Source organism: Planotetraspora sp. A-T 1434 (assembly GCF_025420585.1).
Taxonomy (GTDB): domain Bacteria; phylum Actinomycetota; class Actinomycetes; order Streptosporangiales; family Streptosporangiaceae; genus JAOEGB01.
In genome coordinates, this window is record NZ_JAOEGB010000026.1 from 1 (window position 1) to 23,295 (window position 23,295).

Below are 23,295 nucleotides of genomic sequence, written 5' to 3' on the forward strand. Positions count from 1 at the left end.
CGTCCGGATTGGTGGCGACGGACCCGCGACGGGCCCCGCGACAGACCCGCGACGGCCCGGCAGCGGCCGTGGCGGGCCTCGATGAGGCCTCGCCGTACCGCGACCACGGCGAACATAGACTTTGGCGGGTGAGCGACATGCCGCCTGTGGCGAAGAAGGTCCCGGCCGAGCGCACGCACCACGGCGACACCGTGGTCGACGAGTACGCCTGGCTGTTCAAGAAGGACGATCCCGACACCATCTCCCACCTCGAGGCGGAGAACGCCTACACCGAGGAGATCACCGGCCACCTGAAGAAGCTCCAGGAGACCATCTTCCAGGAGATCAAGGGGCGCACGCTGGAGACCGACCTGTCGGTGCCGACCCGCAAGGGCGCCTGGTGGTACTACTCCCGCACCGAGGAAGGCAAGCAGTACGGCATCCAGTGCCGGGTCGCGGCGGACGGTGACAGCCCGCCCGAGCTGACCCCGGGCGAGTCGCTCCCCGGCGAGCAGGTGCTCCTCGACGGAAACGAGCTGGCCGGCGACAGCCCGTTCTTCTCCATCGGGACGAGCGCGGTCAGCCCGGACGGCACCATGCTGGCGTACTCCACCGACTTCACCGGCGACGAGCGGTTCACGCTCAGGTTCAAGGACCTGCGCTCCGGCGAGCTGCTCCCCGACGAGATCCCCGGCATCTTCTACGGCGGCGCCTGGTCGGCCGACGGCTCGACGTTCTTCTACACGACCATCGACGAGGCGTGGCGCCCGTACCGGATCTACCGCCACACGCTGGGGTCCGACGCCGACGTTCTGGTCTACCAGGAGGACGACGAGCGGTACTGGGTCGGCATCGCGCTGACGCGGAGCCAGCGCTACCTCGTCCTGAGCGCGGGCAGCAAGATCACCAGCGAGGTCCGCGTACTGGACGCGAGCGACCCCACCGGCGAGTTCGCGGTCGTCAGGCCGCGGCAGACCGGCGTGGAGTACGGCCTGGACCACGCGGGCGACCACTTTCTCATCCTCCACAACGACGGCGCGGTCAACTTCGAGCTGGCGACGGCTCCCCTCGACGATGCGGCGACGTGGACGACGCTCATCGAACACCGGGACGACACCCGGCTGCTCGACCTCGACGCGTTCAAGGACCATGTCGTCGTCCACTTCCGCCGCGACGGCCTGACCGGCATTCGCATCCTGCCGGGCGACGGGCGCGAGCCGTACGAGATCTCCTTCCCTGAGCCGATCTACGACGTCGCGCCGTCGGGGAACGCGGAGTTCGAGACGAGCAGGCTGAGGCTCGGGTACACCTCGATGATCACCCCCGCGTCCGTCTACGACTACGACCTGCGGACGGACGAGCTGATCCTGCTGAAGCGGAAGGTCGTCCTGGGCGGCTACGACCCGGACGACTACGAGCAGTTCCGCGAGTGGGCCACGGCGGAGGACGGGACGAAGGTGCCCATCTCGATCGTCGTCAAGAAGGGCACCACCCGGCCCGCCCCGACCCTCCTGTACGGCTACGGCAGCTACGAGACCTCCATCGACCCGTACTTCTCGGTGGCCCGTCTCTCGCTGCTCGACAGGGGGTTCGTCTTCGCCGTCGCGCATGTGAGGGGCGGTGGCGAGATGGGCCGCCGGTGGTACGAGGACGGCAAGCTGACCAGGAAGAAGAACACCTTCACCGACTTCGTGGCGTGCGCGCGGCACCTCAAGGCAGAGGGTTGGGCCGGCGAGGTCATCGCGCGGGGCGGCTCCGCGGGCGGCCTGCTCATGGGTGCGGTCACCAACATCGCGCCGCAGGAGTTCGCCGGGGTCGTGGCCGAGGTGCCGTTCGTGGACGCCCTCAACACGATCCTGGACCCGTCGCTGCCGCTGACCGTCATCGAATGGGACGAGTGGGGCGACCCGCTGCACGACCCCGAGGTCTACGCGTACATGAAGTCGTACTCGCCCTACGAGAACGTGGACGGCCGGCCGTACCCGCCGATTCTGGCGATCACCAGCCTCAACGACACCCGCGTGCTCTACCACGAGCCCGCCAAGTGGATCGCCCGCCTCCGCGACCGGGCAGTGGGCGGGCCGTTCCTGCTGAAGACCGAGATGGGCGCCGGGCACGGCGGCCGCAGTGGCCGCTACGACGCCTGGCGCGAGGAGGCGTTCGCGCTCTCCTGGATTCTGGACCGAGTTGGAGTGACCGAATGACCTACGCCGCGGCCGACGGCCGATACGGGCCCATGCCGTACCACCGGACAGGGAGAAGCGGGCTCAAGTTGCCCGCCGTCTCGCTCGGGCTCTGGCACAACTTCGGCGACGACAAGCCGATCGAGACCCAGCGTGCCATCCTGCGCAGGGCGTTCGACCGCGGGGTGACGCACTTCGACCTGGCCAACAACTACGGCCCGCCGTACGGCTCCGCCGAGATCAACTTCGGGCACATCTTCCAGCAGGATTTCGCCAGATATCGCGATGAGCTGGTCATCTCGACGAAGGCCGGATACGACATGTGGCCCGGGCCGTACGGCGAGTGGGGGTCGCGGAAGTATCTGCTGTCCAGCCTCGACCAGTCGCTCAAGCGGATGGGCCTCGACTACGTCGACATCTTCTACAGCCACCGGTTCGACCCCGAGACGCCGCTGGAAGAGACGATGGGCGCACTCGACCACGCGGTGCGGTCCGGAAAGGCGCTCTACGCCGGCATCTCGTCGTACTCGCCGGAACGCACCAGGGAGGCCGCGCGGATCCTGCGGGAGCTCGGCACTCCCCTGCTGATCCACCAGCCGTCCTACTCGATGCTGAACCGGTGGATCGAGAGCGGCCTGCTTGACGTCCTGGAGGAGGAGGGCGCGGGGTGCATCGCGTTCTCGCCGCTGGCCCAGGGCATGCTGACCGACCGCTACCTCGACGGCATACCGCGCGACTCCCGGGCGGCGCAGGGCAAGTCGCTCGACCCGAGCCTGCTCACGGAAGAGACGCTGCGGCACGTCCGGACGCTGAACGAGATCGCGCGGAAGCGCGGGCAGTCGCTGGCGCAGATGGCGCTGGCCTGGGCGCTCCGCGACAAGCGGGTGACGTCGGTCCTGATCGGCGCGAGCAGCGTGCGGCAGCTCGACGACAGCCTCGACTCGGTGAACCGGCTCGACTTCACCTCCGAGGAACTGGACGCCATCGACAAGGACGCCGTCGATTCCGGCATCAACCTCTGGGCCACCTCAAGCGCGCACTAAGTGCCCAGCGTCGACCGAGGACAACGCCGCGGGGCGCCGTCTGGGGCGCTGGATCGCCCCACTGCTAGCGGCGTTCCAGATGGATGCACCGCAAGGCGGACGAGGGAGGCGCACCGGGTTTGTGCGTCGACCGAGGACAACGCCGCGGGGCGCCGTCTGGGGCGCTGGATCGCCCCACTGCTAGCGGCGTTCCAGATGGATGCACCGCAAGGCGGACGAGGGAGGCGCACCGGGTTTGTGCGTCGACCGAGGACAACGCCGCGGGGCGCCGTCTGGGGCGTCGCTAGATCGCTTGGTGGCGTTGGAGGTAGGTGAAGGAGGCCCAGCCGGGGAGGACGGGGAGCCAGAAGGTCAGCAGGCGGAAGAGCAGGACCGCTGAGGTGGCGACCGTTCCCGGCAGGCCGGCGACCGTGAGGCCCAGTGACAGCGACGCCTCGACCGCCCCCAGGCCACCGGGTGTGGGGGCGGCCGAGCCGATCGCGTTGCCGGCGAGGAAGACGACGGCGACGGCGGTGAAGCTCAGGTCGCCGCCGAACGCCCGGACGCAGGCCACCAGGCAGACCACGAACGCGATCGTCAGCAGCAGCGTCCCGCTGACGCCCTCGATGATCTTGCGGGGCGACTGGACCACGTCGAGCAGCCTCGGGATGACGCCGGAGAACATCGCGCGCACGCGGGAGGTCAGCAACCGCCGCAGTGGCCGTACGGCCAGCACGACCAGGAACAGCACCGCGACGGCGAGCAGCGCGACCAGCAGCCCGCGTGACGGGGTGAGGGACGGCGCCGCCTGGGTGCCGGTGACGTATCCGAAGAAGAGCAGCAGCAGGATGTGCGAGGCCAGGCCGACGAGCTGGGAGGCGCCGACGCTGGCGACGGCCGGGCCGGGCGGCACGCCGCGCTTCTGCAGGTAGCGCGTGTTGATCGCCACGCCGCCGACCGCCGCGGGAGCGACGAGCTTCACGAACGACCCGGCGAGCTGCGCCAGCACAGTCCGGCCCAGGGGCAGCGACTCCGGCACGAAGCCCCTGAGCATGATCGCGGCGGCCACGTAGCTCACGGCGGCGGCGACCAGGGCGATGCCGCTCCACATCCAGTTGGCGGTCGCCACGACGGAGACGACGTTGACCCGGCTGAGCTGGGTGAGCAGGAAGTACGCCGCGGCCGTGCTGGCGATGATCGTCAGGAGGGTCCGGGGGCTGAACCGTTCGAGCCGGACCTCCTCCACCTCGACCTGCGGCTTGAGCGTCACGATCTGCTCCCGGATGGCCGGGAGGAGGTCCTTGTTCTTCCGGGTGGCGGCCCGGGTGTCGCGGCTGAGGGCGATCCGCTGGAGCAGGGGCAGCGCCCCGGCGAGCGTGTCCGCGCCGAGCACCGCCGCCGCCGACCTGACCGAGCGCTCGGCTCCAACCCTTGTGCCGAGGTAGGCGAGGAGCTGGGCGATGTCGAGCTTCAGCAGCAGGTCGCCGGCCGCGATCTCGCCGCTGCGGGCGTCGACCAGGAGCACCCGGCCGGTCGCGTCGACGTGGATGCTCTCGCCGGTCAGGTGCCGGTGGGCGAGCCGGTGGGCGTGGAGAAGACGCACCTGCTCCCACATCTGGCCGAGCAGTTCGTCGTCGACGTCCTCGTCGGGCAGTTCCTGCACCGGCCGGGTGTCGATGTGCTCGTAGGCGAGCAGGGCGGCCTCGGTGCCGATCTCGCTCGTGCCGAGCAGCCGGGGCAGGCTCGCGCCCGCGGCCTGGGCGGCGTAGGCCATCAGGGCCTCGCGCTCGAGCTCCGCGCGCAGTGATCGGATGGCCCGCCGCCGGGTCTCGGTGTTGAGCCGGAGCCGCCGCCACAGGCGGTAGACGATCCCGGCGACCTGCCGGTCCCTGTCGAGCACGGTGACGTCGAGATGGCGCTGGTTGGCCAGCCCGACAAGGTAGCGGCGGCTGCCGGAGCTGTCGTCCTCCACCCGCCGGGCGCTGATGGGCGCGAAGCCGAGCCGCCGCAGGGCGGCCAGCACGGAGCTGCCCGGCGGCCTGGTGTTCGCGCTGCCTATGCCGTACAGCGTGCCGAAACCGACGGCGAGGCCGACGAGGTAGGTGAGGATCACGCCGAGCGCGGTGACCTTGGTGGCGGTGAAGAGCGCGAGGACGTCGAGCGCGAGCGCCGTCCACATGAGCGCGCGCCACTGCGTCCGCCGGGACATCCGTACGGCTGTCGCGTACGCGATGGCCGGGGTGAGCACGGTGTTGAGCGGCTCGACCTCCCGGCCCCCGGTGAGGAGCTGCTTGAGCTCGGCCGGGCCGGACGTGACGAGCCACTCGTCGAGCGCGTAGGAGATCAGCAGGGCCAGGATGGCCGCGATGAGGCCCTGAGCGATCCGCATGCCGTCTCGGTGGAAGACCCGCTCGACCGCGAACGCCACGGGGACGATGAGGACGGCGACGCCGCCGAGCAGCCCGGAGACGGACGACAGCAGGTCGGGAGCCCGGCCGGTCCCGGCCTGCACGTCGGTCTCCAGGCCGTTGAGGGTGCGCTGGAGCGCCAGGGCCAGGAGCACGACGCAGGCGAGGGCAATGAGCGTGAGGAGGAACCGCAGCGCGTCGGACGGGCGGCGGATCCGCTGCGGCAGGAGCGGCTCGACAACGAGGACGACTCCCTGCTGAGGAGTGTCCAGCGTCAGGTCCTGCTCCTTGATACCTCTCACCACCAGCGATTCTGTGCGATCTTCGCACTTAGTGTCCACAATTGACGGCATGCGAGTTTCTCTTGCCTCGGACAGCCTTGACGGGATCGCGTCTCGGCTCGTGGCCGAGGTCGAGCGGCGCGGCCATTCAGTCACACTCTATGGAGCGTTGGCCCCGGGTGACCGTGCCGATTGGGCTTGGTGTTGTTCGAGTGCCGCGAGGGACGTCTCCACGGGGCGGTCCGATCAGGCGATCGTGTGCTGCTGGACGGGCACGGGCGCCTCCATCGCGGCCAACAAGGTGGCGGGTGTGCGGGCCGCGCTGTGCGCCGACGCCGCGACCGCCGAAGGCGCCCGGACGTGGAACGACGCCAACGTGCTGGCCCTCAGCCTCCGTCTGACCTCCGAGCGGTTGCTGGTGGAGATCCTCGACGCGTGGTTCGCCGGGACGCCCAGCGCGGACGCGGAGGACCTTCTCAATATCGCCGAGCTGGAAAACATAGAATCACGGCCATGACTGGGGAATTGCGGGTCCTTGGGGCGTGTCCGCTTGACTGTCCGGATACCTGCTCATGGGAGGTCACGGTCAAGGACGGCGAGGCCGTCGGCCTCAGGGGCAACAAGGATCATCCGTACACGCGCGGCGCGCTGTGCGTGAAGGTGAACCGCTACCTGGAGCACACGCGGGCGGCCGACCGCATCCTCCATCCCCTGAAGCGCGTCGGGCCGAAGGGCTCGGGCCGGTTCGAGCGGATCAGCTGGGACGAGGCGCTCTCCACGATCTCCGACCGGCTGACCGAGATCGTCCGGGAGCACGGCGGCGAGGCGATCTGGCCGTACCAGGGCACGGGGACGCTCGGGTACATCCAGGGCGAGTCGGGCGAGGCCGGGCGGCGGTTCTGGAACGCCCTCGGAGCCTCCCGGCATGATCTCAACATCTGCTCGCGGGCGGGCAACGACGGCCTGCGATACACCAACGGCACGCCCGGCGGCATGGATCCCGAGACGTTCGCACTGTCCCGGCTGATCCTGCTGTGGGGCACCAACACGCTGACCAGCGGCCATCACCTGTGGAAGTTCATCCAGGACGCCAGGGCCGCCGGCGCGCACGTCGTGGCGATCGACCCGATCCGCACCCGTACGGCCGACCAGGCCGACGAGTATCTCCCCATCCGGCCGGGCACGGACGCCGCGCTCGCGCTCGGCCTGCTCCACGTCGTCCTGGAGGAGGGCGCCGAGGACCGGGACTACCTGGAGAACCACACCCACGGCTGGGACGAGTTCAAGGCCGAGATCCTGAAATATCCCCCGAGCCGCGTGGCCGGCATCACCGGCCTGCCGGAGGCGGACATCCGGGCCCTCGGCGTACGGCTCGCGCACACCCGGCCGACGGGGATCCGCGCCACGATGGGCATCCAGCGCCACGAGGGCGGCGGGTCGGCGATGCGGACGATCGCCTGCATCCCCGGCGTGACGGGCGACTGGCGGCATCCGGGCGGCGGCGTGGCGTACTCGACGTCCGCCTATGCGACGCTCGCGGTGAACGCCCGCTATGACCTGCTGCCCAAGCCGGTCCGCACGCTGACGATGACGCGACTGGCCGACGGCCTCGACGAATCGGTCAAGTGCCTGTGGGTCTACGCCGCCAACCCGCTCGGCTCGACTTCCGACCAGAACCGGATCCGCGAGGCCATGAGCCGGGAGGACCTGTTCACGGTCGTGATGGAGCAGTTCCCGACCGACACCGTCGACTACGCCGACATCGTGCTGCCCGCCACCATGCAGACCGAGCACATCGACCTGCACGCGGGCTACGGACACATGTATCTCATGTGGAACGAACCGGCCGTCGAGCCCGCCGGGGAGTCCCTGTCCACGACCGAGACGTTCCGCCGCCTCGCCCGGCAGATGGGCATGACGGAGCCGTCCCTCTACGACTCCGATCTGGAGTTGGCCGAGCAGCTTCTCGCCGGAACCCCCGGGATCACGCTGGACCGGCTCAGGAAGGAGGGATGGGCCCGGCTGGACGCGCCCGACCCGTTCGTCCCCTTCACCGACGGCTTCCCCACGCCGTCCGGCAGGCTGGAGTTCGTCTCCGAGCGCGCCGAGGCCGCCGGTCTCCCCCGGGTCGCGGGCTACGTCCCGTCGTTCACCGCGCGTACGGCCGGCGCCTCCCGTGAGTATCCGCTCACGATGATCACTCCGGCGTCGCACACCTTCCTGAACACGACCTTCGGCAACAACCCCGAGTTGCTGAGGCGCTCCAAGGGGCCCAAGGTCCTGGTGAACGCGGCGGACGCGGCCCCGCGCGGGCTCGCCGATGGCCAGCTCGCCCGGGTGTTCAACGGCAACGGCGAGTTCAGGGCGTACGTGGAGATCAGCGACCGGGTCCGGCCCGGTGTGGTCGCCGCCCCGAAGGGCCACTGGCCCAAGCTCAGCCCCGGCGGCGCCAACCCGAACGCCGCGGTGGAGGAGCGCGACGCCGACATGGGCAAGGGAGCGGTCTACCACGACAACCTGGTGGAGATCGCCGCGATCTGATCAGTCATGCTTCGCCAGGAACGCCATGATCGTGTCGAGCACCTTCGGGCCCTGAGCCGTGCCGAAGAGGCTCGACGCGTGGGCATGCTCACCGCGCACGACGACGACCGGGCGATCGGGTGACTTCACGGCGGCACGCGCCGCCTCCTCCAGGGCGGCCGGAGGCGCCGAGCCGTCGTCCTCAGCCGTGATCTGCAGAAGGGGAACGCCGAGAGGCGCCGCCTCGTCGGCGATCGCCACTCCGGACAGGTTGACCACGCCCGCGACGGGCCGCTTGAGCCGGGTCGCCGCGACGATCGACATGTGGCCGCCGACCGAGCCTCCGACCAGGAACAGCCGCTTCACGCCGGCCTTTCTGAGCCGACCGGCCATCTGGACGATCAGGTCGTCCACCGGGGCGAGGGCGCTGCGGTCGTACAGCAGGGCCCGGTAGCCCGCGGCCTTCAGCCGTTCGGCGAGGGGCCGCCACGTGCACACGTCACCGCCCCGCTCGTACGACACGACCACTCCTACCGGGCCGTCGCCGATGATCACACCGGTGTACGGGTCACCGTCGGCATCCGGGTAGGTGAAGACGCGACCGTCCGCCTCGGTGAAGCATCCCTGGACGTTCGGCCCCGTCGCGGCCGGGGAGGCGGCCGGAGTGGTCGGAGAGGCTGGAGAGGCCGCGGGCGACCCCGGACTGTTCGCGGCCGTGCTTGCCGTACCGGCCGTGCCCCCGCAGGCGGTCAGCAGGATCAGCGGCACGACCATGCCGGGCTTCCTGAGCATCGGACACCTCCGCTATGTAAGAATTGACATAGTGAAGGCGATCAGCGGGCGAGTCAATATCCTGAGCGGACGATGGCCCCCATGACCTCCACGCTCGGATTCGCGATCCTCGCCGTACTGGCGCGCGCCGACAGCACGGGATATGAGATCGCCACACGCATGCGCCACCCGGTCGGCCGGTTCTGGACGGCCAGCCACAGCCAGATCCACACGGATCTCCAGCGTCTCCTGGCCGCCGGGCTGGTCTCGTACGCCACGGCGCCCGGGCCGGGGCCGCAGGACAAGAAGGTCTACTCGATCACTCCCCAGGGGAGGGACGCCCTGCGGGCCTGGGTCACGGAGCCGCCCCGGTCTCAGCCGGAGCGCGACGAACTGGTGCTCAAGACCTACGCCGCCTGGCTCGCGGACCCCGCCTCTCTGATCGAGATGTTCCGTACGGCACTGCGGCGGCACGAGGAGCGCCTGGGCGAGTACGAGGCCGATTGGGGGGCCATGGAGGCGGACCCACCGCCGTTCGGCACGCCGGCGTTCGGGAACATGGCTGTCCTGCGCTGCGGTCTCACCTACGAGCGGCACCGGGCGGAGTGGTGCCGCTGGATGATCGATCAGCTCAGCCGGAGCTTGAAGCCCTCGTGAGAGGCGGTGAAGCCGAGACCGGTGTAGAAGCGGTGGGCATCCGAGCGCGCCTTGTCCGAGGTGAGCTGGACGAGCGCGCAGCCGCGATCTCTGGCCCGCTCGACCGCCCACTCCATCATCGTCCGGCCGATCCCCCGGTTCCGGTACGGCGCGGCGACCCTGACCGCCTCGATCTGGGCGCGCTCGGCGCCGCGGCGTGACAGGCCGGGAATGAAGGTGAGCTGCATCGTCCCGGCGACCTCGCCGTCCACCTCCACGACGATCAGTTCGTTGCGCGGGTCTGCGTCGATCGCCGCGAAGGCCGCTTCGTAGTCCCGGTAGTTCTCGTAGTCCGCGCCGTCGAGGCTTTCGCGGGCCGCCGCGATGGGGTCGTCGATCAGCATCGCCACGATGGCCGGGATATCCGCGCGCCGGGCCGCACGGAATGAGGGCCGGGACGGAAGGGACTGGGGTGAAGGGGACATCCGGAGAGCCTAACCGGGACGCCTCAGGGGGCGGTCAGGGACTTCCCCGATGCCCCGGAAACGCTACGAAACGCAGCATGTAAGCATGAATGAACTGACCCGAAGCGATGAGATGTCCCTCGCCGGAGCCGCTCTGCGCGGCGCGCCCTGGAAGGCGGCGGCGATCTCCGGCGGCGTGGTGGCGGCCACCAGCCTGTTCATGGGCTGGATCCTCCCCGGTCCGGCCGACCTGACGTGGGCCCTGTGCGTGGGCATCGGCCTGTTCTCGCTGGTGGCGGGGATCGGCGCGATCTCCCGGCCGCAGGAGGGCGACCGGGTGACCCGGCAGGCGAGGCTCTGGTCCCTGCGCCACCCCTGGCGGTTCGCCCTCTATCCGGGCCTGGGGGCGGCCCTGCTGATGTACCCGGTGCAGCTCGTCGTCGACGGCGAGGGCGTCTTCGGCGCGGCCTGGGACGCGCTGTGGGGAGGCGCGCTCGTCTACCTCATCACGGGCATCCTCACCCTGTCGATGCGAGGCCGCGCCAAGGGCTGATCATGTGGTGATCATGTGGTGTGGTGATCATGCACATGTTCCCGCATACACCGCCCCACCCGCCGCTCCCCCCAGCGTGATCATGCACATGTTCCCGCATGCACCGCCCTACCTGGCGCTTCGCCCAGCGTGATCATGCACGGCGAGACGATGCCCCCTCCGAATGAACAGCGCATGATCACGAACGTAACGGCGCTGATCAGGCTGCCTGCGGCGGAATCGATGCATGATCACGATTTGCGAAAGCCGACGTCCCCGAGCTTCCCGGGAAACCCTGCATGATCACGGCGACATGGGGGGCGGAGGCGGTCTAAGAAGACGACGCGGCTCGCTCGGCCTCGCCCCGGCAGACGCAGAACTCGTTGCCCTCGGGGTCGAGCAGCGTGAACCAGCCGGCCCCCTCGGCGGTGCGGTGGTCCTCGTGGGGCTTGGCCCCGAGAGCGAGCAGCCGGTCCACCTCCTCGTCGCGGGTGCGCCCCTCGGTGGGCGTGACATCCAGATGCACGCGGTTCTTGACGCTCTTGCCCTCGGGCACGCGGATGAAAAGCACATGCGGAGGACCGTCGGGACGGTGGAGCATGACCTCGTCGTCCTCCGGCTCGGAGTCGACGATGGGCCAGCCCAGGGCCGCGCTCCACCACTGGGCGAGCTCGTACGGCTGGGCGCTGTCGATGGTCACCGCCTGGATCTCAATCATGCGGCCCAGCCAATCGCGACACCAGCAAAGGTGTCAAGCTGGTTACCCCGTCGTACGCTTCCTCGCAGAGAGCTTCAGGAGAGCGACGGCGGAGACGACCGCCCACATCCCTTCGAGGAGCACGAAACCCCAGTCACGGCTTGAGAGGGCGATCCACGCGAGAACGGCCGAGCCGGCGAGGTTGAGGACCAGATAGAGCGGCGACTCGCCGTCGATGACCTTGAGCTGAGAGAGCAGGAACGCGCTGAGGATGAGGACAGCGCCGATGACCTGAACGAGTTCTTCCATGGCTTCCCGCGTGCCGTCTTAGCAGAACCGGGTACGGCAGGCACCTCGTCCGGGACGCCCAGGGACGAGGGCGTCTAACACCCCGAACATCGCAATTGTGAGGACTATTTCCCTCCTTGCGGTGACGTGTCCCACCACATCGTCACGAGACGGCGCGGCGGCACCGGCCAGACCCCCAGATCTCGGGCGGCCTCGATCACCTCACCGGCCCTGCCGAGGTCGAGGCACAGCCTCCGGCACGCGCTCGCCGCCAGCTCCTCGACCGACTCGAAGGCGCAATCAGGCGCCATGACGACCACCCGGACCCGGGCATGGCCGTCCAGCGCGAGCAGGAATAGGTCGGCCCTGCCGGCGCCGCCAGGAGCGCCTCGGTCCTACGGCGGAAGCGCTCGACCTGATGCGTCCACGGGTTGGCCGGAGCGCTCGCGAGGATCGTCTCCGGGATGGCCCACGACTCCAGCTCAGCCCGCCAGCGCTCCGCCTTCATGGCCCGATCGTACGCGGGCCGCCGTACACGGGGTGTGGCATAAAACATGCATATGGACAGTTACTGGCGGGTAGCATTCAGATAGAGTTACTGACCAGTACGTCATCCCCGGGTCTGGTTTCTAGGAGCGCACACCATGGGTCACTACAAGAGCAACCTCCGCGACCTGGAGTTCAATCTCTTTGAGGTCTTCGGGCGGAAGGAAGTCCTCGGCAGCGGCCCGTTCGCCGATGTCGACGAGGAGACCGCGCGGAGCATCCTCGACGAGGTGAACCGCCTCGCCACGGGGCCGATCGCCGAGTCCTTCGAGGACTCCGACCGGCATCCGCCCGTGTTCGACCCGGCGGCCCACACCGTGACGATGCCGGAGAGCTTCAAGAAGTCCTACCAGGCCTGGGTGGACGCCGAGTGGTGGCGCCTGGAGCTTCAGCCGGAGCTCGGCGGCACGCCCGCCCCGCGCAGCCTGGTCTGGGCCATGGCCGAGATGGTGCTGGGCGCCAACCCCGCCGTGTGGATGTTCGGCTGCGGCCCCGCCTTCGCCCGCCTGCTCTTCGACCTGGGCACCGACGAGCAGAAGCGGTTCGCCGAGATGGCCGTCGAGCGGCACTGGGGCGCCACCATGGTCCTCACCGAGCCGGACGCCGGGTCGGACGTCGGCGCGGGCCGGACCAGGGCCGTCGAGCAGCCGGATGGCACCTGGCACATCGAGGGTGTCAAGCGCTTCATCACCAGCGCCGAGCACGACATGGCCGAGAACATCTTCCACCTCGTGCTGGCCCGCCCCGAGGGCGCCGGCCCTGGCACCAAGGGCCTGTCGATGTTCCTCGTCCCCAAGTATCTGGTGGACCTGGAGACCGGCGAGCTGGGCGAGCGCAACGGCGCCTACGTCACCAACGTCGAGAAGAAGATGGGCCTGAAGGTCTCCACGACCTGTGAGCTCACGTTCGGCGAGAAGCACCCGGCCATCGGCTACCTGGTCGGCGGCGTACACGAGGGCATCAAGCAGATGTTCATGGTCATCGAGCACGCCCGCATGATGGTCGGCGCGAAGGCCATCGCCACGCTGTCCACCGGTTACCTCAACGCGCTCGACTACGCCAGGAACCGCGTCCAGGGCGCCGACCTCACCCGCTCGGCCGACAAGACCGCCCCGCGCGTCACCACGACCCACCACCCGGACGTGCGCCGCGAGCTCATGCTGCAGAAGTCGTACGCCGAGGCGATGCGGGCGCTGGTCCTCTACACGGCCACGATCCAGGACACCATCCAGATCGCGGAGTTCGAGGGCCGCCGGGACCACGCCGCCGAGGCGCTGAACGACCTGCTGCTTCCGCTCGTCAAGGGCGTCGGCTCCGAGCGGTCCTACGAGCTGCTCGCCCGCTCGCTCCAGACGCTGGGCGGCTCGGGCTTCCTGCAGGACTACCCGATCGAGCAGTACATCCGCGACGCGAAGATCGACTCGCTCTACGAGGGCACCACGGCGATCCAGGGCCTCGACCTGTTCTTCCGCAAGATCCTCAAGAACCAGGGTGCGGCGCTGGGCTCGCTGCTCGGCGACATCAAGGCGTTCGCCGGCTCCGACGCGGGCAACGGCCGCCTGAAGGAGGAGCGCAAGCTGCTCGACGAGGCCGCCGACGAGGTCAAGACCATGGCGGACACGATGGCGGGCTGGGCGATCTCGTCCATGGAGACCCCGGAGGAGGTCTACAAGGTCGGCCTCAACACCACCCGCTTCCTGATGTCGCTCGGCGACCTGGTGCTGGGCTGGCTGCTGCTGCGCCAGGCCGAAGTCGCCCTCAGGGCCCTCGGCGAGTCCGACACCGATAAGGCGTTCTACACCGGCAAGGTCGGGGCCGCCACGTTCTTCGCCCAGACCGTGCTGCCCCGGATCGCCGCCGAGCGGCGCGTGCTCGCCGCCACCGGCCAGGACCTCATGCAGCTCCCGGAGGAGTCCTTCTAACCCCTTCTGGCCCCGGTTTTCCGTACGGCTGCCGCCCGGATGAGCGGCAGCCGTACGGCTCCACAGGGTGATCCCTGCAAATCAGCCGATGGCGTCGAGCTGCTCGACCGCCGGGCGGAGCAGCCAGAGGTCACCACCGGGCGGCGCCTCCAGGCTGCCGATGGCCTTGCGGGCGGCGTGGTCGCCCTGGTCGGCGGCGGCGTGGACGATGTCGCTGGCGGCGAAGCGGTAGAACTCCAGCTCCGGGAGCGTCCAGGGCGCCGCACCCGTCGCTGCGGGCAGCAGGTAGTCGACCGCCTTGAACAGGCCGCCGCCCTGCGGAGTGGTGTAGTTCCACAGGTCGACGCCGACGTGCTGCCCGATCGCGGCGAGCCTGGTCAGCGCGACCAGGTTGAAGGTCGAGTAGTGCCAGCTCCGGGTGCGGGTGATCTCCGTCGGCTGGGTGCCGTCGGCGGCGAGCTGGGGGTCGAGCCGCTTGGCCTTCGACTCCTCGACGATCTGCTTGGCCAGGTCGGGCTGGCCGATGGCGAGCGCGAGGCCCGCGTTCTGCATGTCGTAGAAGGAGCCGTGGTTGTTCTTCTGGGCGGCCTCCTCAATGCCGTTCTTACTGGTCAGCAGCCAGTTCAGGAAGTCGGTGTTCCACGACTGCATCGCATCGTGGTCGGCCTTCGTCCACGAGGGAGCGCCGAGGTCGAGGATGGCCGTGGCGTCCAGGATGTCGGTGAACTGCTGCGAGAAGTCGATGATGCCGATGCCGCGCCCGGTCACCCGGCACGGGATGAACTGGGTGTAGTTGAGACTCGGGTTCATCCGGGTCGCCGGGTCGATGAACCAGGTCCGCAGGTCGAGCGCCGCCCGCTCGGCGTAAGCCGCCTTGCCCGTGTAGTACCAGGCCAGCGTGAGCGTGTAGACGGCGTTGAACATCTCGCCGCGCTCTTCGTGGTCGGTGATCTCGTCGATCGCCGGGTTGCGGACGCCGTCCTTCTGGATGTACGGGCAGCCCCAGGGGTTGTCGGGGGTCTTCGGCTTGCTGGGCCACCAGTACGGCGCCTCGCTCAGGTAGTCGTGCTTGTCACCGCTCGGCGGGAGCTGCGGCTTGTGCGTGACCGACCACGGCCCCTTGGTGAGCCAGCCGTCCGCCTGCGCGGTGAGCGTCTTGAGCTGGCGGCGCAGGTCGGGGATGGCATGGACGCCCAGGCGGGTGAGTGCCAGCCGGCGTCCGTCGAGCACGACCGTCTGCGGCCGCTTGGACCAGACGGCCGAATGCTCGGCCGACGCCGCCGACGCGTCCGCCGACTCGGCGGACACGGCCGACGTGTCCGAGCCGCCCGGCTCGGGGTCGGCGAACGCCGGACTGGGCGGGACGGCGAGCGCGGCGGCTGTCGCCACGGCGGCGATCAGCGCTCCGACGCGCGGAGGAAAAGGCATTCCGGCTCTCCATTCGTGAGGGGATCCCGGACCTTGCTAACCGCCTGGCCCCGTTACGATGCGCACGGCTCCTCGCCGCCGTCAATGGGCCCGATCGCAGGTCAGCGCCTTAAGAAGGGTGATTAACAAACTCTTCGCAGGTCAAGTCGGCGTTCATGTATCTGAATGGCTTTCGCGTATCTGAATCGTTACCTGGCTCGCCCTTGATCCCGCACATGACTGCGAGCGAAAGTGTGCGGCAAGTGAAACATCCGGAAGCGGCACAACCCGGACCCCGTCACCGCCTGGCACCGGTGATCGACCCGACCGCTCGTGGACATGGGGAGGCGCAAGAGCCCAACGGAGAGCACGACCTGTGCGCGTCGCAACTACCGGCGTCCCGCCCGCACAACCTCCTGGAGCCAGGAGCACAAACCCGGACCCGTGACGGGTCAGATGACGTACTGCGCGGCCGCCCGGTTCACGAGGATGGGCGCGATGAACTCCGCGATCACGGCGCGATGTGCCGGATGGTCGCGGTAGACGAGGTAGTCCTCGACCGAGTCGAAGTCGGCGACCACGGCGAAGGAGAAGGTGCCCTCGTTGATCCCCTCGTCGGGGCCGACCTCGTAGTTCCGCAGCTCGGGGATCGCCGCGGGCAGCTCGCGCAGCCGCTTGGCCACCTCCGCCTTCTGCTCCTCCGTGGCGTCCTCGGTCCACTGCAACAGAACGACGTGCCGGAACATGGCCTCCCCCTCGTGGTGGTTCGTCCCCGACACTCTCTCACAGCCAGTGCCACTCGATCGACGCCCGCTTCCTGCGCGCGGCGAGCCACTCGCGGAAGGCCGCCGCCCCCGCCGCCGCGAGCGTCTCCGGGTCGTCCCGCGAGGCCCGGCGCGCCAGGACCATGCCCGTGAGGTAGCCCCCCGGGTGCTCCACCGGCCCGACCATCGACTCGCGGGCCGCGTGGCGCAGCGGCCCGGGCAGCTCCCCGGCCCACCGCTCGCCGATCGTGATCTCGGCCTCGCGGCAGCCGAGCAGGCCGCCGAGGCCCCGCAGCAGCTCGCCGTTCACGGGCTGGCAGCCGGTCACCCAGAGCGCCCGGACGCGGTCGAAGTCGGCCTGATGATCGGCCAGATAGGCGGGGGCGAGCTCCGCCTCCTTGCGCCGCCGGAAGCGCCGCCGCCGTGCGATCCCGGCGATGAACGCCTCGAACTGCTCGCCCGACATGGACATCTCGGCCAGCCACGCGAGGGTGGAGGCCCGGTCGTGGAGACCCCGCGAGCGCCGGAACTCCTCGGCCGCGGCCCGCACGTCCTCCTCGTCCAGCGGCTCGTCGTCGGTCATGATCTCGTTCAGCACGAGGCTCTGCTCGACGATCTCGTCATGGAGGGCCCGGTCCCGGCGTGGAAGCCGCCGCAGCATCGCCAGCGCCTCGGCCACGTGCACGTGCACCTTGTCCACGCTCACCAGGTAGCCCGCCGCCCAGTGCGTCGAGTGGTCGGCCAGCCACGGCACACCGTCGTCGGCCGGGGCCGACAGTGCCACCGTGCCGCCCTCGGGATGGCAGACCAGCAGATCGTAGTCCACCACCGGGCTGCCCGGCCGTACGTCGACGACGAGCTGCGGCCGCGCGGCCGGATGCCTCGCGGACCACTCGGCGACCGCGTGCCGGGCCCCGGCGACAGCCGTACGGCGGCGGCGGAACCCGCGCAGCAGCTCCACGCCCTCCGTGAGGACCTGCGCGAAGCCGGGAGCCGTCATGCCCGCTCCCCCACGAGCCAGCCGGCGATGGCGTCACCGATCGCGAGGCCGGTGCGCTCCTCGATCGGAGCCCAGGAGCCGTTCGGGTCGATCTCCAGGAACACGTGCTCGCCCTCGGGCGTGACGATGAGGTGGATCACGCCGTAGCCCAGCCCCAGCGAGGCGGCCAACTCGGCGCACCGCCGCTCGACGTCCCGGGGCAGCCGGTGTACGGCGCAGCCGGGCGGGTTCGGCTCGACCCGCGCGGCGAAGACCTGGCGCCCGACGACGACGGCGCGGAGCTCGATGGCCTTGACCAGGAAGGGCTGCAGGATGACGGGCTCGTGCTGGAGCCGATGACGGGACGTGAGGTGCCGCCGGCTCACGACGGTCGTGTGGACACGATGGTCCTGCCCATCGATCCGGAGGTCCTCCGGATCGAGCAGCTTGACCACCAGCCTGCCCCTGGCCCGCTCGTACGCCGGGACCAGCTCGCCGGGATCGTTGGTGTAGACGGTCTCCGGCACCGTGAACCCGAGCTCGACCGCCCGGGCCATGTGGATCAGCTTGTTGTGGGCCTGCCGGGTGACCGGATGCCGGCACGGCAGCCAGCGGGCCCGCACGAGCTCCCACACCCCGTCGAGATGGAAGCGGGACTGCCACTCGACGTGGGCGCGATGGGTCGGGTCGGACACGTTGGCGGCGGCCACCGACCGGTTGGGCCGGCGGTTCCAGACCGCCGTCACCGTGGCCAGATCGACGACCTGCGACCCGGTGTCCAGCGTGAGCCGGTGGGTCCCACCGGCGAAGGTGGCGGTCACCCGGGACCTGCCGGGAAACTCGCCGCTGTCCCACCAGGTGACCGGGACCCCCCGGCGTTCGATCTTCGGGAGGACCCGGCTCACGGTGGTGTCCCGCCGGTCGCTCAATATGAGGATCACACCGGCAACGGTAGGAATCGGGTCTTGAGGCTCACTGGTAGGTTACTTGCGCAGGTGATCTTCCGGTTCTCAGCTCCAGGCGAGCATCCTGAGCGGGTCCTCCAGCATGGCGCCCACGTCGCGGAGCAGGTAGGAGCCCTCCTCGCCGTCGATCACCCGGTGGTCGAACGACAGCGCCAGCGTGGTCACCTTGCGGACCGCGAGCTGCCCGTCGACCACCCAGGGCATGTCCCTGATCTGGCCGAGAGCGAGGATCGCGGCCTCACCCGGATTGAGGATCGGCGTCCCCGCGTCCACCCCGAACACGCCGATGTTCGTGATCGTGATCGTCCCGCCGGTCAGCTCGGCAGGGCCGCACTTCCCGGCACGGGCGCGTTCGGTCAGCTCGGCGAGCGCCCGCGCCAGCTCCGGGAGCGGCATCGCGTGCGCGTCCTTGATGTTCGGCACGATCAGGCCGCGTTCGGTGGCGGCGGCGATGCCGAGGTTGACGTAGCGCCTGACGACGATCGCCTCGTCCGTCCACGTGGCGTTGGCCATCGGATAGCGCTTCACCGCCGTCAGCAGCGCCCTGGCGACCAGCAGCAGCGGGGTCACCTTCACCCCGGCGAAGTCGGGCAGCGGGCGCAGCCGCTTGACGGCTTCCATCGTCTCGGTCACGTCGACCTGGAGGAACTCGGTCACGTGCGGCGCCGAGAACGCGCTCGCGACCATCGCCTGGGCCGTCGCCTTTCGCACACCCCTGACCGGGATCCGCTCCTCCCGCCCCTGTACGGCCGGCGCGGGCCTCTCCCGGGACGGGGCCAACTCCTGATACTGGGCCACGGCGGCCTGGACGTCCTCGCGGGTGATCGAGCCCTCGGGGCCGGTGCCCGCCACGGTCGTCAGGTCCACGCCCAGGTCCTTCGCCAGCTTCCGCACCGGCGGCTTGGCCAGGACCTTGGCCAGGACACCGTTGCCGCCGGAACCGGCCGCGACCGGCCCGCCGACGGCCGGCGGGGCTTCCGGGGCTTGCGGGGCTTCCGGGGCTGTTGAGGCCGCGGGCGTTCCGGGAGTCGTCCTCCGGGGGCGACGCCTGGTGGAGCTGACCTTGACGCCGTAGCCGACCAGCACGGGCTGCCGCTGATCCTTGCCGGCGGTCCCGGCCTCACTGACCGGCGTGCTGTCCGCTGTGCTCTCCCCTGTGCTCTCCCCTGTGCTCTCCCCTGTGCCGTCCCTTGTGCCGCCGGCCGGGGGGTTCGGCACGAGGTCGGCCGCGAGAGCCGTACAGTCCTCGGTCTCGACCGCGATGATCGGCGAGCCGACGTCGACCGTCTCACCCTCGGTGGCCATCAGGGCCGACACCGTGCCCTCGAACGGGCACGGCAGCTCGACCACGGCCTTGGCCGTCTCGATCTCGACGATCGTCTGGTTCAGCGTGACCGCGTCGCCCGCGGCGACGTGCCACTTGACGATCTCGGCCTCGGTCAGGCCCTCACCCACGTCGGGGAGTCTGAACTCACGAAGCATGAGAATCCCCTCCTCAGTAGGTGAAAGCGCGGTCGACGGCGTCCAGGACCCGGTCGAGGTCCGGCAGGTAGTGGTCCTCCAGCCGGGACGGCGGGTAGGGCGTGGAGAAGCCCCCGACCCGCAGCACCGGGGACTCCAGGTGGTAGAAGCAGCGCTCGCTGATCCGGGCGGCCAGCTCCGCGCCGAAGCCCGTGAAGACCGGCGCCTCGTGGACGACCACGCAACGACCGGTCCGCTCTACCGACCCGGCGACCACGTCCATGTCGAGCGGGCTGAGCGAGCGCAGGTCGATCACCTCCAGGCTCCGCCCCTCCTGCTCGGCCGCTCCCGCGGCCTCGATGCAGGTCTTCACCATCGGGCCGTAGGCGAGCAGGGTCACGTCGGAGCCCTGCCGTACGACCCTCGCCCGGTCGAGGGGCACGCCGGCCGCCATCAAGTCCACCTCGGCCTTGTCCCAGTAGCGCCGCTTGGGCTCGAAGAAGATGATCGGGTCGTCGCAGCGGACCGCGTCCTGGATCATGGTGTACGCGTCGGCCGGGTTGGAACAGGCCACCACGCGCAGCCCGGCGGTGTGCGTGAAGTACGCCTCGGGGGACTCGGAGTGATGCTCCACGGCGCCGATGCCGCCCCCGAACGGGATGCGGACGACGACCGGCAGCCTCACCTTGCCGAGCGACCGGAGGGGCATCTTCGCGAGCTGGGTGATGAGCTGGTCGGCCGCGGGGAACACGAACCCGTCGAACTGGATCTCGCAGACGGGGCGGTAACCGCGCAGCGCCAGCCCGATCGCGGTGCCGATGATGCCCGACTCGGCCAGCGGCGTGTCGATCACGCGGTCCTCGCCGAAGTCCTTCTGCAGGCCGTCGGTGACCCGGAACACTCCGCCGAGCTTGCCGACGTCCTCACCCATGACGAGGACCTTTGAGTCGTCCTCCATGGAGCGGCGCAGGCCCTCGTTGAGCGCCTTGGCGAGAGTGAGTGTGGTCATCGCTCGAACCCCGCCAGGTAGGTCAGATACTGCTCGCGCTCCTCGTCGACGATCGAGTGCGGGTCCACGTAGACGTGCCGGAACAGGGCCTCCGGCTCCGGGTCCGGGAGCTCCAGGCAGCGCCTTCTGATTTCCCTGCCGAGAGTGTCGGCCTCCGCCTCGACCTTGTCGAAGAACTCCTGGTCGGCGAGCTGGTTCTTGAAGAGGTAGGCCTTCACGCGCTCGATCGGGTCCTTGAGCTTCCACGCCTCCAGCTCGTCGGCCACGCGATAGCGGGTCGGGTCGTCGGAGGTGGTGTGCGCGCCCATCCGGTAGGTGAACGCCTCGATCAGCGTGGGGCCCTGCCCCTCGCGGGCGTCGCGGAGGGCTTTCCGCGTCACGGCCAGGCAGGCGAAGACGTCGTTGCCGTCCACCCGCACGCCGGGGAAGCCGAAGCCGGACGCCCGCTTGTACAGCGGGATCTTCGACTGCTTCTCCAGCGGCTCGGAGATGGCCCACTGGTTGTTCTGGCAGAAGAACACGACGGGGGCGTTGCGGACCGAGGCCCAGATGAAAGCCTCGTTCACGTCGCCCTGCGAGGTCGCGCCGTCGCCGAAGTAGACGATCGAGGCCGCCTCCGCGCCGTCGCGCTGGATGCCCATCGCGTAGCCCACGGCGTGCAGCGCCTGGGAGCCGATGACGATCGTGTACAGGTGGAAGTTGTGCTCGGCCGGGTCCCACCCGCCGTGGTTCACTCCGCGGAAGAGGCCGAGCAGTTTCACCGGGTCGACGTCGCGGCACCAGGCCACGCCGTGCTCCCGGTAGGTCGGGAACGCCATGTCGGCGTCGGTGAGCGCACGGCCCGAGCCGATCTGCGCCGCCTCCTGCCCCAGAAGTGAGGCCCAGAGTCCCAGCTCGCCCTGCCGCTGGAGCGCGACCGCCTCCAGGTCGATCCGGCGGACGAGGACCAGGTCCCGGTAGAGGGAGCGGACCTCTTCGGCGGTCAGCTCGATGTCGTAGTCAGGGTGCTCGACCCGCTCACCTTCCGGGGTGAGCAGTTGGACGAACTCCGGGGGTGCGTCAACACCGCGAGGGGCGTCGGCTGTCACGTGCCACTCCTGTGCTCTCAGGGCATCCATGGGTGGGATCGCCACCGCTGTCTGGCCGGATCTTCATGCGTCCGCCCTCTGGGGTGTGAGGCCACACGCGTATGCGGACATCGTGGCAGAGTTCGGACTTGGTTGTGCATCCGACATTGCCGTCCACATCTTGCCGATTCCCGCCCCGCCGGAGCCCACACTCCACGGAGCCCTCGGGCCGCTCCGCCACACCCCGGCCGCCGGGGACCGGGCGTGACCGTGGCCATCCCGGCTGTCGATAGGCTTGGCCGGAAGCTACCCCACCCACCTGGAGGAACATCGTGGCGCGCGTCATCGTCGACGTCATGCTCAAGCCGGAGATCCTCGACCCGCAGGGCCAGGCCATCGCGCGGGCGCTGCCCCGGCTCGGTTTCTCGGGCGTCTCCGGCGTACGGCAGGGCAAGCGATTCGAACTGGAGCTGGACGGGCCGGCCGACGAGGCCGCGCTTGCGGACGTTCGAAAGATGGCCGAAACCCTTCTCGCCAACACGGTGATCGAGGACTTCGTGATCCGCGTGGAGGGGTAAAACGGCATATTTCCCAGCACGAGGACCAGGACAAGGCCCGTCAAAGTGGACAGCGGTTGAGCAAAAACCGTCTCTTGGCCGAACCCTAAATAACAGGCGCGTGATTTTGCGGTTAGCCCGGATTCATCGGGGAAGCCTACCTTGGTGACCTTCGACACCGGGGAGGGGTCCGGTGGATATTGAGTTCTCGCTTGCCATGCCGCGGGATGCGATCGGCATCCCGATGGTTCGCCGTGTGCTGGGGGACGCTCTGCGGTCGCTCGGCGTGACCGAGGGCTGCGTGTCCGACATCCTGCTGGCGACGTCCGAGGCCTGCGCCAACGCGGTACGCCACGGCGGCCCGGCCAACCGTTACGAGGTCATGGCCACGATCGGTGACGGACGCTGCGAGTTGCGCGTCATGGACCGCGGCCACGGCCTGCACACGATCCCCAAGCAGTACCCTCCGAGCGACACCGAGAACGGCCGGGGCATCCTGATCATGCGGGCCGTCGTGGACGAGATCTCCTTCGACATCACGCCCGGCCGCGGCACCACCGTCCGGCTGAGCAAGGAGCTCGACTGGGACGAGGACGCCATCGCCCATCACCTCACCCTCGACGGACAACTTGCCGCCGTCTAACCCCTGCCGCTCAACCCTTCCGCGTGATCATGCACAGGTTCCCGGCCATTGCACCGTAGCCGCCTCAACGCCGATCGTGATCATGCACGGATTCCCGGCCACCGCATCCTCGCCGCGTAAAACGCCGATCGTGATCATGCAGTACACACACCTGCATGATCACGAAGATGCTTTGCGCAGCTCATTATGGGCGC

The 23,295-nt window shown here is 69.5% G+C and carries 22 protein-coding genes and 1 riboswitch; of the genes, 9 read left to right on the top strand and 13 right to left on the bottom strand.

Features of this window, described 5'->3' with window-relative positions; genetic code table 11:
- The first annotated feature begins 137 nt into the window (after positions 1–137).
- Both N5079_RS28015 and mgrA read left to right on the top strand, forming a co-directional pair.
- Positions 138–2,183 carry a S9 family peptidase gene (locus N5079_RS28015; RefSeq protein WP_261587260.1) on the top strand — a complete coding sequence of 682 codons (2,046 nt, stop codon included), beginning with the start codon at positions 138–140 and terminating at the stop codon, positions 2,181–2,183.
- Positions 2,180–3,205 carry an L-glyceraldehyde 3-phosphate reductase gene (gene mgrA, locus N5079_RS28020; RefSeq protein WP_261587142.1) on the top strand — a complete coding sequence of 342 codons (1,026 nt, stop codon included), beginning with the start codon at positions 2,180–2,182 and terminating at the stop codon, positions 3,203–3,205. The genes N5079_RS28015 and mgrA overlap by 4 nt, the downstream gene beginning before the upstream one ends.
- Before the next feature lie 283 nt (positions 3,206–3,488).
- On the opposite strand, the gene N5079_RS28025 is transcribed toward mgrA, so the two are convergent.
- Entirely contained in the window at positions 3,489–5,894 is a 2,406-nt protein-coding gene (locus N5079_RS28025) for a lysylphosphatidylglycerol synthase transmembrane domain-containing protein (protein ID WP_261587143.1), read from the bottom strand.
- A 49-nt stretch (positions 5,895–5,943) separates the two neighbouring features.
- On the opposite strand from N5079_RS28025, the gene N5079_RS28030 reads away from it, so the two are divergent.
- Both N5079_RS28030 and N5079_RS28035 read left to right on the top strand, forming a co-directional pair.
- Positions 5,944–6,390 (top strand): RpiB/LacA/LacB family sugar-phosphate isomerase, encoded by a 447-nt coding sequence (locus N5079_RS28030; protein ID WP_261587144.1) that lies wholly within the window; start codon positions 5,944–5,946, stop codon positions 6,388–6,390.
- Positions 6,387–8,414 carry a molybdopterin-dependent oxidoreductase gene (locus N5079_RS28035; protein WP_261587145.1) on the top strand — a complete coding sequence of 676 codons (2,028 nt, stop codon included), beginning with the start codon at positions 6,387–6,389 and terminating at the stop codon, positions 8,412–8,414. The genes N5079_RS28030 and N5079_RS28035 overlap by 4 nt, the downstream gene beginning before the upstream one ends.
- Here N5079_RS28035 and N5079_RS28040 read toward each other — a convergent pair whose 3' ends face one another.
- On the bottom strand, positions 8,415–9,185 hold the full coding sequence (locus N5079_RS28040; RefSeq protein WP_261587146.1) for an alpha/beta hydrolase family protein: 771 nt from the start codon (positions 9,183–9,185) through the stop codon (positions 8,415–8,417).
- 81 nt (positions 9,186–9,266) lie between these two features.
- On the opposite strand from N5079_RS28040, the gene N5079_RS28045 reads away from it, so the two are divergent.
- Positions 9,267–9,821, top strand: a complete 555-nt coding sequence (locus N5079_RS28045; protein WP_261587147.1) for a PadR family transcriptional regulator — start codon at positions 9,267–9,269, stop codon at positions 9,819–9,821.
- On the opposite strand, the gene N5079_RS28050 is transcribed toward N5079_RS28045, so the two are convergent.
- A complete protein-coding gene (locus N5079_RS28050) occupies positions 9,791–10,285 on the bottom strand; it encodes a GNAT family N-acetyltransferase (protein WP_261587148.1) in 495 nt (164 codons plus the stop codon). The two genes, N5079_RS28045 and N5079_RS28050, sit on opposite strands and share 31 nt — an antisense overlap.
- A gap of 85 nt (positions 10,286–10,370) precedes the next feature.
- Between N5079_RS28050 and N5079_RS28055 the strand changes: the two genes are divergently transcribed.
- Entirely contained in the window at positions 10,371–10,817 is a 447-nt protein-coding gene (locus N5079_RS28055; RefSeq protein WP_261587149.1) for a hypothetical protein, read from the top strand.
- A gap of 310 nt (positions 10,818–11,127) precedes the next feature.
- On the opposite strand, the gene N5079_RS28060 is transcribed toward N5079_RS28055, so the two are convergent.
- The 3 genes from N5079_RS28060 to N5079_RS28070 form a co-directional block, all read right to left on the bottom strand.
- Positions 11,128–11,514 (bottom strand): VOC family protein, encoded by a 387-nt coding sequence (locus N5079_RS28060; protein ID WP_261587150.1) that lies wholly within the window; start codon positions 11,512–11,514, stop codon positions 11,128–11,130.
- A 42-nt stretch (positions 11,515–11,556) separates the two neighbouring features.
- Positions 11,557–11,802, bottom strand: coding sequence for a CBU_0592 family membrane protein (locus tag N5079_RS28065; protein WP_261587151.1), 246 nt, complete (start codon positions 11,800–11,802; stop codon positions 11,557–11,559).
- A 7-nt stretch (positions 11,803–11,809) separates the two neighbouring features.
- Positions 11,810–11,880, bottom strand: a riboswitch (guanidine-III (ykkC-III) riboswitch).
- A gap of 26 nt (positions 11,881–11,906) precedes the next feature.
- Positions 11,907–12,092, bottom strand: a complete 186-nt coding sequence (locus N5079_RS28070; protein WP_261587152.1) for a hypothetical protein — start codon at positions 12,090–12,092, stop codon at positions 11,907–11,909.
- 333 nt (positions 12,093–12,425) lie between these two features.
- Here N5079_RS28070 and N5079_RS28075 point away from each other — a divergent pair, with 333 nt between their 5' ends.
- Positions 12,426–14,249 carry an acyl-CoA dehydrogenase gene (locus N5079_RS28075; protein WP_261587153.1) on the top strand — a complete coding sequence of 608 codons (1,824 nt, stop codon included), beginning with the start codon at positions 12,426–12,428 and terminating at the stop codon, positions 14,247–14,249.
- Positions 14,250–14,330: 81 nt separating this feature from the next.
- Here N5079_RS28075 and N5079_RS28080 read toward each other — a convergent pair whose 3' ends face one another.
- The 7 genes from N5079_RS28080 to pdhA all read right to left on the bottom strand — a co-directional run bounded on the left by N5079_RS28080 (position 14,331) and on the right by pdhA (position 21,922).
- On the bottom strand, positions 14,331–15,677 hold the full coding sequence (locus tag N5079_RS28080) for an alginate lyase family protein (RefSeq protein ID WP_261587154.1): 1,347 nt from the start codon (positions 15,675–15,677) through the stop codon (positions 14,331–14,333).
- A 431-nt stretch (positions 15,678–16,108) separates the two neighbouring features.
- Positions 16,109–16,402, bottom strand: a complete 294-nt coding sequence (locus N5079_RS28085) for a Dabb family protein (protein WP_261587155.1) — start codon at positions 16,400–16,402, stop codon at positions 16,109–16,111.
- A gap of 37 nt (positions 16,403–16,439) precedes the next feature.
- Positions 16,440–17,420, bottom strand: a complete 981-nt coding sequence (locus tag N5079_RS28090) for a TIGR04500 family putative peptide maturation system protein (protein WP_261587156.1) — start codon at positions 17,418–17,420, stop codon at positions 16,440–16,442.
- Entirely contained in the window at positions 17,417–18,340 is a 924-nt protein-coding gene (locus N5079_RS28095) for an MvdC/MvdD family ATP grasp protein (RefSeq protein ID WP_261587157.1), read from the bottom strand. Before N5079_RS28095 ends, N5079_RS28090 begins: the two co-directional genes overlap by 4 nt.
- 69 nt (positions 18,341–18,409) lie before the next feature.
- On the bottom strand, positions 18,410–19,846 hold the full coding sequence (locus tag N5079_RS28100) for a dihydrolipoamide acetyltransferase family protein (protein ID WP_261587158.1): 1,437 nt from the start codon (positions 19,844–19,846) through the stop codon (positions 18,410–18,412).
- A gap of 13 nt (positions 19,847–19,859) precedes the next feature.
- Entirely contained in the window at positions 19,860–20,834 is a 975-nt protein-coding gene (locus N5079_RS28105) for an alpha-ketoacid dehydrogenase subunit beta (RefSeq protein ID WP_261587159.1), read from the bottom strand.
- Positions 20,831–21,922 carry a pyruvate dehydrogenase (acetyl-transferring) E1 component subunit alpha gene (gene pdhA, locus N5079_RS28110; RefSeq protein WP_261587161.1) on the bottom strand — a complete coding sequence of 364 codons (1,092 nt, stop codon included), beginning with the start codon at positions 21,920–21,922 and terminating at the stop codon, positions 20,831–20,833. Before pdhA ends, N5079_RS28105 begins: the two co-directional genes overlap by 4 nt.
- A gap of 311 nt (positions 21,923–22,233) precedes the next feature.
- Between pdhA and purS the strand changes: the two genes are divergently transcribed.
- Positions 22,234–22,479, top strand: a complete 246-nt coding sequence (gene purS / locus N5079_RS28115; RefSeq protein WP_261587162.1) for a phosphoribosylformylglycinamidine synthase subunit PurS — start codon at positions 22,234–22,236, stop codon at positions 22,477–22,479.
- Positions 22,480–22,651: 172 nt separating this feature from the next.
- A complete protein-coding gene (locus N5079_RS28120) occupies positions 22,652–23,101 on the top strand; it encodes an ATP-binding protein (protein WP_261587163.1) in 450 nt (149 codons plus the stop codon).
- Positions 23,102–23,295 lie beyond the last annotated feature (194 nt).